18 protein-coding genes are annotated in these 16402 nt (G+C 69.9%); 14 read left to right on the top strand and 4 right to left on the bottom strand.

The features are described from left to right. Positions 1–5: 5 nt before the first annotated feature. Positions 6–401 carry a PPOX class F420-dependent oxidoreductase gene (locus tag AC25Y0_RS08290; protein WP_488123622.1) on the bottom strand — a complete coding sequence of 132 codons (396 nt, stop codon included), beginning with the start codon at positions 399–401 and terminating at the stop codon, positions 6–8. Between the two features lie 153 nt (positions 402–554). Here AC25Y0_RS08290 and AC25Y0_RS08295 point away from each other — a divergent pair, with 153 nt between their 5' ends. The 9 genes from AC25Y0_RS08295 (at position 555) to AC25Y0_RS08335 (ending at position 7285) form a co-directional block, all read left to right on the top strand. Then, complete coding sequence (locus AC25Y0_RS08295) at positions 555–1421, top strand: ABC transporter ATP-binding protein (protein ID WP_488134497.1); 867 nt, start codon at positions 555–557, stop codon at positions 1419–1421. Between the two features lie 11 nt (positions 1422–1432). Continuing rightward, positions 1433–2251, top strand: coding sequence for an ABC transporter permease (locus AC25Y0_RS08300; RefSeq protein ID WP_488123811.1), 819 nt, complete (start codon positions 1433–1435; stop codon positions 2249–2251). Positions 2252–2355: 104 nt separating this feature from the next. Continuing rightward, a complete protein-coding gene (locus tag AC25Y0_RS08305) occupies positions 2356–2925 on the top strand; it encodes an NADPH-dependent FMN reductase (RefSeq protein WP_488123620.1) in 570 nt (189 codons plus the stop codon). Between the two features lie 23 nt (positions 2926–2948). After that, positions 2949–3632, top strand: a complete 684-nt coding sequence (locus AC25Y0_RS08310; RefSeq protein ID WP_488123619.1) for a response regulator transcription factor — start codon at positions 2949–2951, stop codon at positions 3630–3632. Continuing rightward, positions 3629–4612 carry a sensor histidine kinase gene (locus tag AC25Y0_RS08315; protein ID WP_488123618.1) on the top strand — a complete coding sequence of 328 codons (984 nt, stop codon included), beginning with the start codon at positions 3629–3631 and terminating at the stop codon, positions 4610–4612. Before AC25Y0_RS08310 ends, AC25Y0_RS08315 begins: the two co-directional genes overlap by 4 nt. Before the next feature lie 84 nt (positions 4613–4696). Continuing rightward, complete coding sequence (locus tag AC25Y0_RS08320; protein ID WP_488123617.1) at positions 4697–5263, top strand: hypothetical protein; 567 nt, start codon at positions 4697–4699, stop codon at positions 5261–5263. Positions 5264–5347: 84 nt separating this feature from the next. Next, positions 5348–6136, top strand: coding sequence for a thioesterase family protein (locus AC25Y0_RS08325; RefSeq protein ID WP_488123616.1), 789 nt, complete (start codon positions 5348–5350; stop codon positions 6134–6136). Between the two features lie 142 nt (positions 6137–6278). Beyond that, positions 6279–6980 (top strand): acyl-CoA synthetase, encoded by a 702-nt coding sequence (locus tag AC25Y0_RS08330; protein ID WP_488123615.1) that lies wholly within the window; start codon positions 6279–6281, stop codon positions 6978–6980. Next, the gene (locus tag AC25Y0_RS08335) at positions 6977–7285 is read left to right on the top strand and encodes an amino acid transporter (protein WP_488123614.1); all 309 of its coding nucleotides are present in this window, start codon (positions 6977–6979) and stop codon (positions 7283–7285) included. The genes AC25Y0_RS08330 and AC25Y0_RS08335 overlap by 4 nt, the downstream gene beginning before the upstream one ends. On the opposite strand, the gene purB is transcribed toward AC25Y0_RS08335, so the two are convergent. Together purB and AC25Y0_RS08345 are read right to left on the bottom strand one after the other, a co-directional pair. Next, positions 7282–8664, bottom strand: a complete 1383-nt coding sequence (purB, locus tag AC25Y0_RS08340; RefSeq protein WP_488123613.1) for an adenylosuccinate lyase — start codon at positions 8662–8664, stop codon at positions 7282–7284. The two genes, AC25Y0_RS08335 and purB, sit on opposite strands and share 4 nt — an antisense overlap. 27 nt (positions 8665–8691) lie before the next feature. Continuing rightward, positions 8692–9198, bottom strand: a complete 507-nt coding sequence (locus tag AC25Y0_RS08345) for a low molecular weight protein-tyrosine-phosphatase (protein ID WP_488123612.1) — start codon at positions 9196–9198, stop codon at positions 8692–8694. Between the two features lie 145 nt (positions 9199–9343). Here AC25Y0_RS08345 and AC25Y0_RS08350 point away from each other — a divergent pair, with 145 nt between their 5' ends. The 3 genes from AC25Y0_RS08350 to AC25Y0_RS08360 all read left to right on the top strand — a co-directional run bounded on the left by AC25Y0_RS08350 (position 9344) and on the right by AC25Y0_RS08360 (position 13704). Then, positions 9344–11992: an ExeM/NucH family extracellular endonuclease gene (locus AC25Y0_RS08350; RefSeq protein WP_488134498.1), complete on the top strand. Its 2649-nt coding sequence runs from the start codon at positions 9344–9346 to the stop codon at positions 11990–11992. Between the two features lie 93 nt (positions 11993–12085). Next, positions 12086–12337 (top strand): hypothetical protein, encoded by a 252-nt coding sequence (locus tag AC25Y0_RS08355; RefSeq protein ID WP_488123610.1) that lies wholly within the window; start codon positions 12086–12088, stop codon positions 12335–12337. Next, positions 12334–13704: a WXG100 family type VII secretion target gene (locus tag AC25Y0_RS08360; RefSeq protein ID WP_488134499.1), complete on the top strand. Its 1371-nt coding sequence runs from the start codon at positions 12334–12336 to the stop codon at positions 13702–13704. The genes AC25Y0_RS08355 and AC25Y0_RS08360 overlap by 4 nt, the downstream gene beginning before the upstream one ends. Here AC25Y0_RS08360 and AC25Y0_RS08365 read toward each other — a convergent pair. Next, positions 13652–14050, bottom strand: coding sequence for a phage holin family protein (locus tag AC25Y0_RS08365; protein ID WP_488123608.1), 399 nt, complete (start codon positions 14048–14050; stop codon positions 13652–13654). The genes AC25Y0_RS08360 and AC25Y0_RS08365 overlap by 53 nt on opposite strands. Before the next feature lie 90 nt (positions 14051–14140). On the opposite strand from AC25Y0_RS08365, the gene AC25Y0_RS08370 reads away from it, so the two are divergent. Beyond that, positions 14141–15253 carry a histidinol-phosphate transaminase gene (locus AC25Y0_RS08370; protein ID WP_488123607.1) on the top strand — a complete coding sequence of 371 codons (1113 nt, stop codon included), beginning with the start codon at positions 14141–14143 and terminating at the stop codon, positions 15251–15253. 4 nt (positions 15254–15257) lie between these two features. Beyond that, on the top strand, positions 15258–16394 hold the full coding sequence (locus tag AC25Y0_RS08375; protein WP_488134500.1) for a thiamine pyrophosphate-dependent dehydrogenase E1 component subunit alpha: 1137 nt from the start codon (positions 15258–15260) through the stop codon (positions 16392–16394). The last annotated feature ends 8 nt before the right edge of the window (positions 16395–16402 follow it).

Here is a 16402-nt window from a genome sequence, read left to right on the forward strand (position 1 = left end):
TGAACTCACCCCCACAGTGCGGCTGAGCCGAGCACCTTCGCGGGTGTCAGACGGATGACGACGCGCAACGGGTTCGGGCGCGGCTGACGATAGCGTGCGGCGTAGAGCGCGACGGCGTGGGCGACCGCGTCGGGCTCGCGCTCGATCACGGCCATCCCGGCGATGCTCGCCCACTGCGGGCCTGCCACCTGGGCCACAGTTGCGCGCGGGTCGCGCTCGATGTTTCGCACCTTCTGGCTGCCGTCGGTTGTGATGATGCGGACCACACCGTCGTCGTCGAGCGTGTACCCCACGGCGACGACGTGGATGCCGGCATCCGGCCCGAGGGTCGACAGCGTCGCGAGGTGGTAGTCGGCGAAGAACCGGCGCCCGTCGTCGGTCAGCGCGGTGAGGGATGTCATCCGCCCATTGTGGCGCGGTACGAGACGCCGACGGCGCTGACGCGGATTCCCCGTCAGACCGCTGCGACGGACTCAGGCCGTTGGGGGGACGGTCGCGTATCCTTGCGCCATGACCCGCACGCGAAATCGACACGGGCGCGTGCGAGGCGTCGCATGACAGCCGACAATGTCGTCGAAGTGCGAGGGTTGCGAAAGAGCTATCGCGCCGTCGAGGCCGTACGCGGCATCGACTTCGACATCCACCGCGGCGAGACCTTTGCGCTGCTCGGTCCGAACGGCGCCGGAAAGTCCACGGCGATCGAGATCCTCGAGGGCTACCGCGACCGCACGGCGGGCGAGGTCAGCGTGCTGGGGCGAGACCCCCGCAGGGGCAACCTCGCGTGGAAGGCGCGTCTGGGCATCGTGCTGCAGTCCAGCGGAGAGACGGGCACGGCGACCATTCGCGAGCAGCTGCGTCACTTCGCCGGCTATTACCCCCGCCCCCGCGACGTCGACGAGGTCATAGCGGCGGTCGGCCTCGAAGCCAAGGCCGACACGCGCATCTCTAAGCTCTCGGGCGGTCAGAAGCGCCGTGTCGATGTGGCGCTGGGCATCATCGGGCGCCCTGAGCTGCTGTTCCTCGACGAGCCGACCACCGGCTTCGACCCCGAGGCCCGCCGCCAGTTCTGGCAACTGATCCGCCAGCTGCGCGATGAGGGCACCTCGATCCTGCTCACAACCCACTACCTCGACGAAGCCCAGCAGCTCTCCGATCGTGGCGGCATCATCGCCGCCGGCGAGCTCGTCGCACTCGGCGCGATCGACGAGCTCGGCGGAGCGCAGGCCCGCATCCCGATCGTCCGATGGAGACAGGACGGGGTGCCGCACCAGGAACGCACGACCGAGCCCGGACGGTTCGTGGCCGAGCTTGTCGCGAACGGCGAGCCCGAGCGGCTCGAGGTCATCCGTCCCAGCCTCGAAGACATCTACCTCGAGCTCGTCGGCGAGAAAGCCGTCGACGTCGAGGCGGTCCTGTCGTGAGCACGACGGCGATGCGGTTCGGGCCGCTGCGCACGGTGCGGCTGGGCGTCCTGCGCGCCGGCTACGAGATCCGCTCGTACTTCCGCCAGGGTGACACGGTCTTCTTCACCTTCCTGTTTCCCCTCCTGATGCTGACGATCTTCGCGGTCGCCTTCAGCGATGCCGAGTTCGGGCGCACGCCCGATGGCGGCGAGATGACCGCCGCGCAGTTCTACCTGCCCGCCATGCTCGCCGCCGGTGTGCTGCTGTCCGGACTGCAGAACATGGCGACCGACATCGCGATGGAGAAGAGCGACGGCACGCTGAAGCGACTGGCCGGCAGCCCGCTGTCGCCGGTGAGCTACTTCCTCGGCAAGATCGGGCAGGTGCTCGTGACGGGCATCCTGCAGGCAGCCGTGCTCATCGTCGTTGCGGCAACGGCGTTCGATGTGCCGCTTCCGGCCGAGCCCGAAGCATGGCTGACCTTCGCGTGGGTCTTCCTCCTCGGGGTGACCACGTGCGCGATCCTCGGGATCGGGATGTCGGCTCTGCCTCGATCGGGCAAGAGCGCGACCGCCGTCATCATCCCGATCGTGCTCGTGCTGCAGTTCATCTCGGGCGTCTACATCCAGTTCTCGATGCTGCCCGACTGGCTGCAGCAGATCGCCAATGTCTTCCCCCTGGCGTGGCTCGCGCGGGGTATGCGTGCGGTGTTCCTGCCTGACAGCTACGCCTCGCTCGAGGCGGGGGAGTCGTGGAACCTGATGGGCGTCGCGATCGTCTGTGGCATCTGGCTCGTGGCGGGGCTCATCCTCACCCGCATCACCTTCCGCTGGATCCGCAGGGACTGACGCACGCCGCTCCGCGGCATCCGAGTGAGAAGACGCCGCAGCACAAGGGGGTTCCCCGAGTGACGGGCATGACGGATGCTGGCACCTCAACGGAGGAAACAGTGATGACCACGTACAAAGTCGGCTATTTCGTCGGAAGCCTGTCGTCGACCTCGATCAACCGAACGCTGTCCAAAGCGCTGATCGCTCTGGCGCCGAAGGATCTCGAGTTCACCGAGATCCCCATCGGAAACCTCGCGCTGTACAGCCAGGACTACGACGAGGACTACCCGCCCGAGGCTATTGCCCTCAAAGAAGCGATCGCAGCGTCCGACGCGGTGCTGTTCGTCACCCCCGAGTACAACCGATCGATCCCCGGGGCGCTCAAGAACGCGATCGATTGGGCTTCACGGCCGTGGGGGCAGAACTCCTTCGATCACATCCCCGCCGCCGTCATCGGCGCCTCGATCGGTCAGATCGGCACGGCGGTCGCTCAGCAGAGCCTGCGCGGTGTGCTGTCCTTCTGCAACGCGAGACAGATGACCTCGCCCGAGGCGTACATCCACTTCAAGCCCGATCACTACACAGAAGACGGCGAAGTGACCTCCGAGGAGACTGCCGGCTTCCTGCGCGACTTCATGAACGAGTTCCGCGACCACATCGCGCGGGTGCTCACGGTGCTGCCCCGCGACTAGCGACCACAGGCGATACTGAGGGCGTGTCGACACAGCGAGATACTCCCGCTCCTGCTCGTCCGCGCCTTCTGTACGTCGAAGATGAAGCGGACATCGCGGGCATCGTCACCGAAGTGCTGGCCGATGAATACGACGTCGACCACGTCACGACGGGCGAGGCGGCACTCGACGAGGCGCTGCGCCGCCGCTATGACGTCATGGTCGTGGACCGACGCCTGCCCGGGATGACGGGGGTGGAGTTCATCCAGGCGGTGCGGACGGCGCAGATCACGACGCCCGCGCTGATGCTGACCGCCCTCGGAGCCATCGACGACCGCGTCAGCGGGTTGGACGGCGGTGCCGACGACTACCTCGTCAAGCCCTTCGATTTCGCCGAGCTCCAGGCGCGGCTGCGTGCCCTGCGCAGGATGGGCCGCCACGAGGGCGACCGCCGTGAGATCGGAGCCTGGGTCTTCCGCCCGGCGAGTCAGGCGCTGTATTCACCGGGGGACCGGCGGGTCTCTCTCACCGCCGCCGAGACGGATCTTCTCGAGCTTCTCACGTCGAGCCCGGAGCACGTCTTCACCCGCGAAGAGATCCTCGCTGAGGTCTTCCCCGGCGGGTCGGCCGCGACCGTGGACACGTACGTCCACTACATCAGGCGCAAGTCGACCCCCGAGCTCATCGACACGGTGCGCGCGCGCGGGTACCGCTGCGGAGCGCCGTGAGCAGCGGGTCGAGGGCTTCCGAGCGGGATGCCCGACGCGCGCAGCAGTCGGCCGTACGGGCCGGGCTGTGGGTTGGACTCGCCGCCGCCGCGATCGTCGGGGGGCTCACGGCGCTCGTCGTGGTCGTGATGTACGCCGCCTCCCGGCCGCGACGACCGGGCCGGGGACCGGGTCGGGTGCTCGACATCGGTGACGTCGTGCCGATCGTGGTCGTGATGGGCGTGGGCGGAGTCCTCGTGCTCGCCCTGATCGCCTGGTACGCCTCGCGCCGTGCCGCCCGGCCGCTGGAAGAGGCGCTGCGCGTGCAGCGCGCCTTCGTCGCCGACGCGAGCCACGAACTGCGAACTCCGCTGACGACGCTGACGAGCCGCATCCAGCTCGCCCAGCATCGCGCCGAGCGCGGCGGCGATGTCACCGCCGCGCTCGGCGATCTGCGTCGCGACGCCGACGTCATGGACCGGATCCTCACGGATCTGCTCGTGGCCGCCGAAACAGCGGGCCTGGAGCGCGCCGATGACACGTCGGTCGCCTCGGTGGATGCCGCGATCGGCGACGCCCGTCTGATCATCGAGCCGCGCGCCGCCGAAGCCGGTGTCTCGCTGCGGGTCGACGCGCCGGCGGGCCTCGAGGTCGGCGCCGACGCGACCGCGCTCAGCCGTGCGCTGCTGGCGCTGCTCGACAACGCCGTCAAGCACTCACCCCCCGGGGGCACCGTCACCGTCACCGCGGCGCGCTCGGGACGACACGTGGATATCCGCGTGGCCGATCAGGGCCCGGGGATCACGGGGATCGATCCGGATGCCGCCTTCCAGCGGTTCGCCCGGGCTGCGGCGCCCGGCGAGCCCGCTGGTTTCGGGTTGGGCCTCGCGCTCGTGCGCGACATCGCCACGCGCTTCGGCGGGGAGGCTGTCGTGGAGTCGACGTCGCGTGCCGGCACGATCGTGCGCGTGCGACTGCCGGCTCGGCGCCGAACCGGCTGAGGACTTCGTCGGCGCCGTCTATGAAGTCACTGGATGCGGCTGAATCTTGGCGTCGTCTTTGAACGGCTTCGCGAGGGTGAGGTCATGACTTCAGCAAATGACACTCAGAACACACCCGACCCGCAGGACGCGCAGGACGCGCTCCCCACCGTGGAGCTCCCCCCGACCACGGATGCACCGCAGCCGCCCACCGACCAGACCGCGTCGGCTGTGCCGGCGGCATCCGAACGGTCGTTCTTCCAGAAGACGTGGGTGCGCGTCACGGGTGCCGCGGCAGCGGGCGCACTGCTGCTCGGGGCCGGCTTCGCCTCGGGCACGGGCTTCGGCGCCCTGACGGCGTTCGGTCCGTCTTCGCCCGCGGCCGAGCAGGACCGCGCACCGTGGGAGGAGGCCGACGGCGACTCGGGCTCCGGCGGGCGTGACGGCGGCCGTGAGGGCGGCCGGGGCGGGCATGACCACCGTGGTGACTCCCACCCGCGTGGGGGAGAGCGCGGTCCGGGCGGCGGCATGAAGGGCGGCGGCATGAAGGGCGACGGCGCGGACAAGGCCGACGAACGCCCCGGCCACCCGGACGGCGAGACCGACGCAGAACCCACGCCGCGCCCCACCTCCCCGACGACACCGGCGCCCGGCGAGACGCCCACGACCTGATCTCGGGCGCAGGGCGGGAGGCGGCGCGGGTTCGCCCCCGCTCTGCGCCATGCTGGAGGGAGGCCACCCGACCGAGAGAGACCGATGACCCGCGAGAGCTACTTCATCCCCGCCGGACCCGACCGCTACACCCCCACCGACCACGTCGGTGGGGCGTGGAGCGACGAAGACCTGCACGTCGCCACCGTCGTCGGTCTCATGGTGCACCACATGGACCGCTGGCGCCGTGAGCACGGTGACGCGGACAAGGTGGTCGGTCGGATCAGCGTCGACATCCTGGGCAGGCTCGCCCGCGGCGATATCGAGATCGAGACGGTGCCGACGCGTCCGGGGCGCACGATCGAACTGCTCGAGACGACGGCCACGATCGCAGGGCGGCTGACACTCACCGCGCGTGCGTGGCTCCTGGCGCCCGAAGACACTCAGGCGGTGGCCGGCGATGAATGGACCGCGCTGCCGTCCCCGGACGGGCTCCCCGACTACCCGCTCGCCGAGGCATGGCGCGGAGGCTACATCCGCAGCATCCAGGCTCGGTATGCCGGCCCTCACCGTCCGGGTCGCGCGACCGCGTGGCTCACCACGGATCTCGATCTCGTCGCCGGTGAGGAGACGAGCCCGCTCGCGCGGTTCGTCGCGCTCGTGGACACCGCCAACGGCATCGCCGCGCGGCAGAGCCATGAGGAGTGGCTCTTCCCGAACCTCGACCTCACGATGCACTTCTTCCGGTCGCCCTCGGGCCCATGGGTGGGGCTCGATACGACGGTGGCCTACGGCCCGACGGGAGTCGGCCTCACGAGCACGATCCTGCACGACCTCGACGGTCCCGTCGGGACCGCGCAGCAGATCCTCACGATCCGAAGCCGCACGACCTAGGCGCGGGTGCCGCGGCCAACGGTTCGAACCGGGCGGGTGGCATGACCCGGCGGCGGGGGAGGTTTCCCCGCGGGACCACCGGGCGACCGTGCGACGCACCGCGGCTAGACTGGTCAGGCCGCTCTTCTTTCTGAGGAAATTCGTGACCACCGCCTCCCCTTCTCGTGTCTTCGACGCGCGCCACGTTCAACTCGCGCGCGCGGCCTTCGCGGCCATCGCGGCGCTGATGATCACCTTCTCGCAGGATCACTCCGCGGGGGTCGGTCTCGCCGTCTTCGGCGGCTTCGCCCTCGCGACCGGCATCGTGCACGTACTCGGGGCATGGCTCGTCCAGCCCGCGGGCAGGCGCTGGCCGTCGATCCTCCTCGGCGTGCTCACGATCGCGGCGGGCATGGTCGCGAGCGTCGGTGACCTGCGCACCACGACCGGCTTCTTCGTCGTGGTCATCACGTGGGCGTTCGTCACGGGTCTCGTCGAGGCCATCGACGGATTCGTCTCACTCCGTGGCCCCCGCGCGCTCAAGCCCGGCGACGTCGCTCCGTGGTCCGACGGCACGCCGACGGCCTCCGTCTCGCCGCTCGCCGCCCGCGAATCGATGGTCGTGGGAATCGTCGGCATCGCGCTCGCCGGTGCGCTCCTGCTCGTGCCGGCCGAATACGCCCTGCCGTACACGGTCGAAGAGGCGAACGCATCGTTCACCCTCACCGGAATCACGATCGCCGTCGGCCTGTTCGGCGCGTACGCGGCGGTCGTCGCGGTCTACCTCGGCATCGCCGGCTTCTCACCGCGTCGCGTCCCGGCTCCGTCCGACGTGCACGCCCCCCAATCGGAGGATCAGTCATGACCGAACGCCCCACTCGTCGTGACCTCATGAAGCCGATCCAGCTGCTCGGTCTGGCTTTCGGGGCGGCGCTCTTCGCCGGCATCGTGACGCTCGTCTCGATGGGCTTCTTCCAGCAGCGTTTCGAGGGTCAGTCAGAGCACGCGCTCGTCGTGGCCGCCGTCGTCGCGGGCATCACGTTCATCGTCGTGCTCCTGGTCGTCGCGCTGCTGCTGCTCGCAGTCGACCCCGCCCAGATCACCAAGAACGTCGACCGTGCCGTGCTCCTGCCCGAGGACGAGCAGGGCGACGACGACGCGAAGAGCTAGTTCAGCTCGTCGACCAGGCGCGACGCGAGTCCGGTGTAACCGGCCGGCGTGAGCGCGATCAGGCGCTCCTTCGCGGCGTCACCGATGTCGAGGCCGCGCACGAACTCGGCGAGCTCGACGCCCCCGACGCGACGGCCGCGCGTGAGTTCTTTCAGCAGGGCGTACGGATCGGTGATCTGCGAGCGGCCCGCCGCGATCTCGGCACGCACGACGGTCTGGATCGCTTCGGCGAGGACCTCCCAGTTCGCGTCGAGATCGGCATCGAGCACCGGCTGGGCGAGCGAGATCTCGCTGAGGCCGCGCAGCAGGTTGTCCAGCGCGAGCAGGGAGTGCCCGAACGCGACACCGATGTTGCGCTGCGTCGTCGAGTCGGTGAGGTCGCGCTGCAGACGTGAGGTCACGAGGGTCTGCGCGAGAGTCTGGAACAGCCCGCCCGCGATCTCGAGGTTCGCCTCGGCGTTCTCGAAGCGGATCGGGTTGATCTTATGCGGCATGGTCGATGACCCCGTCGCACCGGCCACCGGAATCTGCGAGAAGAAGCCGAGCGAGATGTAGGTCCAGACATCCGTCGCGAGGTTGTGCAGGATGCCGCCCGCGTGACGCGCGCGGTCGTACAGCTCGACCTGCCAGTCATGCGACTCGATCTGCGTCGTCAGCACGTTGAACCCGATGCCGAGGCCCTCGATGAACGAGCGCGACACGTCGACCCAGTCGGCGTTCGGCTCGGCGGCGAGGTGCGCCGACCACGTGCCCGTCGCGCCCGAGAACTTGGCGAGGTACTCGCCGCCCTCGATCTGGCGGGCGACTCGCTCCAGGCGCCACACGAACACCGCGAGCTCTTTGCCCATCGTCGACGGCGTTGCCGGCTGCCCGTGCGTGCGCGACAGCATCGCGGCATCCCGGTGCTCGACCGACAGCTCAGCGAGACGCGTGATGACCGAGCGCAGCTTGGGCAGCCACACGTTCTCGACGGCGCGCTTAACCGTCAGCGCGTACGACGCCGAGTTGATGTCCTCGCTCGTGCACGCGAAGTGCGTCAGCTCGGCGATCGCGTCGAGCCCGAGGGTCGACAGCCGGTCGCGCACGAGGTACTCGACGGCCTTGACGTCGTGGCGCGTGACCGATTCCGTTTCGGCGAGCCAGTCGATCTCGGCCTGCCCGAACTCGAGGTACAGCGCGCGCAGGCGCGCCTTGTCGTCGTCGGACAGCGGTGACGTGCCGAAGAGCGAACGGTCGGTGAGGGCGATGAGCCACTCCACTTCGACTTCGACGCGGGCGCGGTTCAAGCCCGCCTCGGACAGGTAGTCGGCGAGCCCCGTCACGGCGGAGCGATAGCGGCCGTCGAGGGGGCTGAGCGGCTGGGGAGGCAGAGAGGTCACGGGTCTCCCGTCGGCGACCCGCGGACGTCAGACGGCCGGGCGGATCGCGGGTTCGAGCTGCCGGAAGAGCGCCCGGCTCGCAGTCTCGATCATACCGAGCACGTCATCGAACATTCCCGCGCTGGCGTAGTACGGGTCGGGCACGTCCATGACCTGCGGAGCGGCCCCGAATGTCATCAGCAGCGCGATCTTGTCGGTGTCCGCCTCGCAGCGCGCCCACCCGCGCAGGATCCGCTCGTGCGATCGGTCCAGCGCGACGATCAGGTCGCTGCGCTCGAAGTCCGTGTGGGCGAACTGGCGTGCGCGGTGCCGCGTGCCGTCGTAGCCGCGCCGCTCGAGGGCCGCGAGCGTGCGGTGGTCGGCGCGCTCACCCACGTGCCAGTCCCCCGTGCCTGCGCTGGACGAGCAGACCCGCGTGCCGAGACCGGCGTCTTCGGCGAATCGGCGGAAGACGACTTCGGCCATGGGGGAGCGGCAGATGTTACCCGTGCAGACGAAGACGACGCGGAAGGGATCCACGGCGGTCGCAGTCATGACCCCCATTGTGTCGTGCGGTCCGCCCTCACGCATCATCCGATTCCTCGAGGGATGCCCGCGGCGGGAAGGTCTTCCCCGCGGATGCCGCGTGCCCTAGCGTTGCCCCTGAAAAGCGCTCCCCGCGTTTGTGCTGGAGGTTGTCGTGCGTCGTCTTTCCGCCCTCATCGCCGCCGGCGCGCTCGTCCTGGTCGGCATCGCCCCCGCCGCAGCGGCGCCCCCGGTCAGCCTCGTCATCAATGAGTTCTCGGCCTCGACGACGGGCACCGACGTGGAGTACGTCGAGCTGCTCGTGCCGGCCGACGTCGACCTCACCCGCTACGCGGTTCTCGGCGTCGAAGGCGACGCCCCCGCGACGGGCATCGTCGACAACGTCCTCACGTTCCCCGCTCCGGATGCCTCGGGCCGGTCACTCGCCGAGCTCGCGGCCAACACGCTGGAGAACGGCAGTCTGAGCCTGCTGCTGGTGACCGGGACGATCCCCGCGGTCGGCACTGACATCGACGTCGACGACGACGGCATCATCGACGGCGGACTCGGGTTCGAGATCGTCGATGCCGTCGCGGTCAGCGACGGCGGCGCGACCGACCGGACGTACGGCGGCGTGACGCTCGGCGTCGCGTATGACGGCCTCGCTTTCGCCCCGGGCGGCGCTTCGCGTGTGCCCGATGGTGCCGCCGACTGGGTGCGCAACGACTTCGACCTGGCCGGCATCGCGGGGTTCACGGGAACCCTCGTGGCCGGTGAGGCCGTCAACACCCCCGGTGCGGCGAACTCCACGACCCTCGCGCCTGCCGAGCCGGGCCCCGGCGACGCCGGCTGCGAACTCGAGGCCGTCACGATCGGCTCGATCCAGGGCACGGGCGCCGTCACGCCCGTCCCGGGTACGACCGTGCGTGTCAGGGGAACCGTGATCGGCGACTTCCAGGGCGGCGGCTTCGACGGCTACTACGTGCAGGACGCCGGGGACGCCGTGCCTGCCACGTCGGATGGCATCTTCGTCTACGCACCCGGCGGCGCCGCGGTCGCATCCGGTGACGTCGTGAGCGTCGCGGGCGTCGTCGACGAGGCGTTCGGGATGACGCAGATCACGGCAGGCGGCATCGAGGTGTGCGGCACGGCTGAGCTTCCGGCGGCGACGTCGCTCACCCTTCCCGCGTCGCCCGAGCAGCGCGAAGCCCTCGAGGGCATGCGCGTGACGCTGCCGCAGCAGCTCGCGATCGGCGAGCACTTCGATTTCGGCCGGTTCGGCACGATCACTCTGACCGTCGGCCGCCAGATGCAGCCGACGCAGCTGTACGACGCGGGATCCCCCGAAGCCGCCGCGCTCGCCGCCCGCAACGCCGCCGAGTCGATCGCGGTCGACGACGGCCGCGGCATACAGAACCCCGATCCCGCCATCCATCCGAACGGGAGCGTGTTCACACTGCAGAACACGTTCCGCGGCGGTGACCTCGTCACGAACGTGACGGGTGTGCTCGACTACCGCTTCGACACGTGGGCGATCCAGGCCACGCAGGGCGCCGAATACGAGGTCGCCAACCCACGCCTCGCGGCACCGGCGGTCGAGGGGGCGCTGACGGTCGCGAGCTTCAACGTGCTGAACTACTTCACGACGCTCACGGGCCCCGACGCGCGCGGCGCGAATGATCCCGTCGAGTTCGAGCGGCAGCAGGCGAAGATCGTCGCGGCACTCGCCGAGATCGACGCCGACGTGTTCGGGCTCGTCGAGATCGAGAACAACGGCACCGCCGTGGCCGCCCTCGCCGACGCGCTCAATGCGCGGCTCGGCGCCGACGTGTACGACTACATCGCCACAGGCGTCATCGGCACCGATGTCATCGCGACGGCGATCCTGTACAAGCCGGCGTCGGTCACTCCCGCGGGCGCATTCCAGCTCATGGACCAGTCCGAAGACGCTCGCTGGCTCGACGCCTTCAACAGGCCCGGCCTCACGCAGAGCTTCACCGATGCGAACGGGGCGTCCTTCACGGTCGTCGTGAACCACCTGAAGTCGAAGGGCTCGACCTGCGCCGCGGTGGGCGACCCGACCGACCCGAACGGGCAGGGCAACTGCAACGGCGTGCGCACGCAGGCCGCCGCCGCGCTGGCCGACTGGCTCGCGACCGATCCGACGGGCCAGGGCGCGGGGCGCGAGCTGATCCTCGGCGACCTCAACGCGTATGCGCAGGAAGACCCGATGCAGGTGCTCTACGGCGCGGGTTACACCGACGTCGTCGCCGCAGACACGTATACCTACGTGTTCGACGGGCAGCTCGGTTCGCTCGACCACGCGCTGGCCGGGGCGGACATCGTCGACGAGGTCACCGGCGCCGCCGTCTGGAACGTCAACGCCGACGAGCCGAGCCTCGTCGACTACGACACGACCTTCAAGGCCGACGCGCAGGATGCCCTCTACGCGCCGGACGCCTACCGCTCGAGCGACCACGACCCGGTCGTCGTGGGGCTCGACCTGGAGGCGCCGGATACGACCGCCCCGACCATCACCGTCACACCGTCGCAGCGGTGGATCGTCCTGCCGCTCGGCGACCGCCGCGTCGACATGGCCGTGCGGGCCGCCGACGACAGCGGTGACGTCACGGTGACGCTCATCTCGGCGACGACATCCGGGGCCAAGAAGGCGGCGATCGCCACGTTGAGCGACACGTCCTTCCGCGTCCGCGCCGTGAACGACGCCGTGTACACCTTCACCTATTCGGCGACAGATGCCGCGGGCAACACCTCGACCGCCACGACGAAGGTCTACGTCGGGACCGCGATCTTCCGCCACTGACCCGGTTCCTCCCCAAACGCGGGATCCTCTCGCGAGTCCACGGACGCCGGCGGGCGTCGGCCGCACGAGGAGTGATCCGCCGACCATGGCCGGGTGACGCAGCTCGACATCATCATCCGCGAGCTCGACGTGCTGGCAGACCGGTTCGTCGACGCCGCTCAGCACGCACGAACGCTCGCGGGGCTCACCGAATGGCAGTCCCGCGCGGCGACGGCGTTCTACGAGCGCGCTGATCGCTGGGCCGGAGATGTCGCGACCCTCGCGGCGCTCGCCGACACGGCGCGCGCCGCCGCAGTGCAGGCTCGCGCCCTCGAGCGGGCGCGTCTTGACGGGGGCGGGCTGTGACGGGCGAGCTCGACATCCGCGGGGGTGGCGCCGTCGCCGTCGACACCGAGACGCTGCGTACGACGGCTGCGCGGTTCATCGGTGCTCGCGGCGACCTCGACGAGCTGTCCGCGCGCCTCGGCTCGGTGCAGAACATGCTGTTCGCCGAGCGCCATGCCGGGGCCCAGAGTGCGGCATCCGTTCTGTGGAACCGGCTCTTGCAAGTGCAGCTCGACGCCGACGCGATCGCCGAGCAGTTGCGGATGGCCGCAGCGATCTATGAGCTCGTCGACCTGCACGCACAGCACGCGGCCGCTGTCGCAGCGGGTGACGACGCCGAAGCATCGCGCATCGCTCGGCGCCGCGCTGCGCTCGGGGCCGAGTACTCGGGCATCGGCGAGCAGGCATCGCTGCTCACCTTCGAGCGGGCGATCATGTGGCCGTCCGAGCTCGTGCGCCAGGCGACCGAGACGGGGTTCGAGATCGGCGGCATCTACAGTGCACCCGGCGCCGTCATCGGCGGAGTCGTGGGCGGGCTCGGCGCGATCCTCGGTGCGGGCGTCGTGGGATTCAGCCGCTGGGGGCAGATCGGACGACGTGAGCGACTCGCCCCCGCGCGCGACGCGGTCACGGTGCAGCGCGTGTCGACGGGCACGACGAGCGCGCCGGCGAGCCTCGCCGCCGCGGCATCCCGCATGCCCGGAGACGGCGCGTCGCGCGTGCGGGTCGAGCGGTACGCGATGCCCGGCGGATCCGCCCAATACGCCGTCTACGTGTCGGGCACGAAGTCGGTCGGTGTCGGCGGGCGCGAGGCGTGGGATACCCGCTCCAACGCCGACCTCGCCACCGGACGGGCGTCGGCGTCGTACGAGGCGACCCTCGCAGCGCTCGAATCCGCGGGGGCGCGACCCGGTGACACGGTGCACGCCTTCGGCCATTCGCAGGGCGCCATGATCACCTCGCATCTCGCGCTCGAGGGAGGGTTCGACACGCGCACGCTCGTGTCGTTCGGCTCGCCCGTTGAGGCCGACGTCGGGCACGGCACGCTGAGCGTCGCCCTGCGGCACACCGACGACCCGATCGCGGGGCTCGCCGGCGGCGGGAGCACGGCGCCCGTCGGTGCCCCGGGCAGCTTCGTGGTCGAGCGGTCGACGGATCCGACGCCTGATGCGATCGACGCCGCCACTGCCGCGCACGGCATGCGGCACTACGTCGAGACGGCGGCGATGGTCGACGCGTCCGCCGATCCGCGCGTTGACGCCGTGCGCGCCGTCTTCGCCGAGCTCGGCACGGCCGAGCGGGTCGACGTCGTCGAGTTCGGCGCGAAGCGCGTCGTCAGTCCCGACGGCTCTGCTGGGGGCGCAGCAGGATTCCGAAGATCCAGTTGATGATCGAGATGATGATCGCTGCGACGACACCCCACCAGAAGCTCTCGACCCGCAGGCCCCAGTCCCAGAACGACGTGATCCACCCCGTCAGCCAGAGCAGGAACGCGTTGATGATGAGCCCGATGAGCCCGAGCGTCAGGATGTAGAGGGGAAGAGCGAGCACCTTGAGCACCGTGCCGATGACGGTGTTGACGATCGCGAAGATCGCGGCGACCAGCAGCAGAGTCAGCACGAGTTGCAGCGTTTCGCCGGGCGGGAACGCGATGACGGTGACCTGCAGTGCGGGGATGAGCGTCACGATCCAGATGGCGAACGCGTTGACGACGACGCGGATGATGAAGCGCATACCGGCAGTCTCCCACGCGGCCCACGTGCCCGGAAGTGGCGGCAATCGCCGACTGACGCGGCACCTGCTCTCGCTCGTAGACTCTGCATCGTGACCGAAGCCCCCGACCTCCCCATCCGTGTCCGTGCCGCGATCGCCGCCCTGCCGCCGTACAAGCAGGGACGGCAAGCCGGCGTCGACGCCTTCAAGCTCTCGAGCAATGAGAACCCGTTCGACCCGCTGCCCGGCGTGGTCGAGGCCGTGCAGTCCGCGACCTCGCTCAACCGCTACCCCGATGCGTCCGCGGCGCGTCTGCGCGAGCGCATCGCCGAGCGCTTCGGGGTCGGGCCGGATTCCGTGCACGTCGGCGCGGGGAGCGTGTCGATCCTCGCGCAGCTCGTGCAGGCGACGTCGGGCCCCGGCGACGAGGTCGTCTACGCCTGGCGCTCGTTCGAGGCCTACCCGTGGCTCGCCGTCGTGGCGGGCGCGACCGCCGTGCAGGTGCCTCTCACCGCCGACGCGCGCCACGATCTGCCGGCGATGGCCGCCGCGATCACCGACCGCACGCGGGCCATCATCGTGTGCAGCCCGAACAACCCCACGGGCCCCATCGTGACGCAGGCGGAGTTCGACGCGTTCATGACGCAGGTCCCCGCCGACGTGCTCGTGATCCTCGACGAGGCGTACGCCGAGTTCGTGACCGACCTCGACGCCGTCGACGGCAAACGCGTGCTCCAAGCCGCGGACCGTCCGAACGTCGTCGTGCTGCGCACGTTCTCGAAGGCGTTCGGCCTCGCGGGTCTGCGCATCGGCTACGCCGTCGGGCACCCCCGCATCCTCGATGCCGCCCGCAGCACCGCGATCCCGCTCTCGGTCACCAATCACGCCGAAGAAGCCGCGCTGGCGAGCCTCGTCGCCGAGGCCGACCTGGTCGAGCGCGCACGCACGATCGCCGAGCGCCGCGATCGCCTGGCCGAGGCGCTGCGCGTCGCCGGGTGGGCGGTTCCACAGGCGCAGGGCAACTTCGTGTGGCTCCCCGCAGCAGAGCACACCCTCGCGATCGCCGAGGCGTTCGATGCGGCCGGACTCATCGTGCGGCCCTTCGCGGGCGACGGAATCCGTATCTCGGTCGGCGAGGAAGCCTCTGTCGAGAAGGTCCTACGGATTGCAGAATCCGTTGTGAAGGACCTCCCAGAAGGGCACGCGGGCCGGTCGATAGCGTAGAACGATGACGACGCCGCTCAGCGAGGATTCCGAGGTCGTCCGCGTACTCGCGGCCGACGGCAGGTTCGCCCCGACCGCCGCCGCGGAACCGTATCTCGCGCTCATCGACGCCCTGCCCGAGGCGGAGCTCGAGGGTTTCTACCGCGACATGGCGGTCATCCGCGCGTTCGATCGGCAGGCGACGAACCTGCAACGTCAGGGTCAGCTCGCCCTGTGGCCGCCCAGCTTCGGTCAAGAAGCCGCGCAGGTGGGCTCGGCCCGCGCCGCTCGGCCGCAGGACCACCTCTTCCCCTCGTACCGCGAGCACGCGGTGACGAGGATCCGCGGCGTCGATCCGATCGACATCATCCGGCTCATGCGGGGTCTGACGCACGGCGGGTGGGACCCCACCGATCCCAAGAACGGCAACACGCACATCTATACGCTCGTCCTCGGTGCGCAGACGCTGCACGCGACGGGCTTCGGCATGGGACTCGTGTTCGACGGCCGTTGCGGCACGGGGGATCCCGAGCGCGACGAGGCGGTCATCGTCTACTACGGCGACGGGGCCTCCAGCCAGGGCGACGTGCACGAGGCGATGGTGTTCGCGGCCAGCTACCGGACCCCCGAGGTGTTCTTCCTGCAGAACAACCAGTGGGCGATCTCGGTGCCCGTCTCGACGCAGTCGCGCGTTCCGCTCGTGCGCCGCGGACACGGCTACGGCATCCCGAGCGTTCAGGTCGACGGCAACGACGTGCTGGCAAGCTATGCCGTCACCCGCACGGCGCTCGACGAGGCGCGCGGCGGCGATGGGCCCCGCACGATCGAGGCGATGACCTATCGCATGGGTGCACACACGACCAGCGACGACCCGACGAAGTACCGCACGTCCGAGCAGGAGCAGTCCTGGGCGAAGCGCGACCCGATCGCGCGGATGCGCGCCTACCTCGAAGGACGGGGTGCCTCGAGCGCGTTCTTCGCCGACGTCGACGCCGAGGCCGAGGCGACCGCGGAGGACATCCGGGTGCGCACGACCGAGCTCGGCGGCATCCCGAACGAGACCATGTTCGGGCACGTCTACAGCTCGCCGCATCCGCTCATCGACGAGCAGCGGGCATGGCTGGCCGACTATGAGGCATCGTTCGAGGAGGCCGGCGAGTGACGGACACC

It is taken from the genome of Microbacterium sp. Y547 (assembly GCF_057669785.1).

Excerpts from the sequence above, each read along its gene's own strand:
- AC25Y0_RS08290 (WP_488123622.1), bottom strand. The coding sequence starts at position 401 with ATGACATCCCTCACCGCGCTGACCGACGACGGGCGCCGGTTCTTCGCC.
- AC25Y0_RS08295 (WP_488134497.1), top strand. The coding sequence starts at position 555 with ATGACAGCCGACAATGTCGTCGAAGTGCGAGGGTTGCGAAAGAGCTAT.
- AC25Y0_RS08300 (WP_488123811.1), top strand. The coding sequence starts at position 1,433 with ATGCGGTTCGGGCCGCTGCGCACGGTGCGGCTGGGCGTCCTGCGCGCC.
- AC25Y0_RS08305 (WP_488123620.1), top strand. The coding sequence starts at position 2,356 with ATGACCACGTACAAAGTCGGCTATTTCGTCGGAAGCCTGTCGTCGACC.
- AC25Y0_RS08320 (WP_488123617.1), top strand. The coding sequence starts at position 4,697 with ATGACTTCAGCAAATGACACTCAGAACACACCCGACCCGCAGGACGCG.
- AC25Y0_RS08325 (WP_488123616.1), top strand. The coding sequence starts at position 5,348 with ATGACCCGCGAGAGCTACTTCATCCCCGCCGGACCCGACCGCTACACC.
- AC25Y0_RS08335 (WP_488123614.1), top strand. The coding sequence starts at position 6,977 with ATGACCGAACGCCCCACTCGTCGTGACCTCATGAAGCCGATCCAGCTG.
- AC25Y0_RS08345 (WP_488123612.1), bottom strand. The coding sequence starts at position 9,198 with ATGACTGCGACCGCCGTGGATCCCTTCCGCGTCGTCTTCGTCTGCACG.
- AC25Y0_RS08365 (WP_488123608.1), bottom strand. The coding sequence starts at position 14,050 with ATGCGCTTCATCATCCGCGTCGTCGTCAACGCGTTCGCCATCTGGATC.
- AC25Y0_RS08375 (WP_488134500.1), top strand. The coding sequence starts at position 15,258 with ATGACGACGCCGCTCAGCGAGGATTCCGAGGTCGTCCGCGTACTCGCG.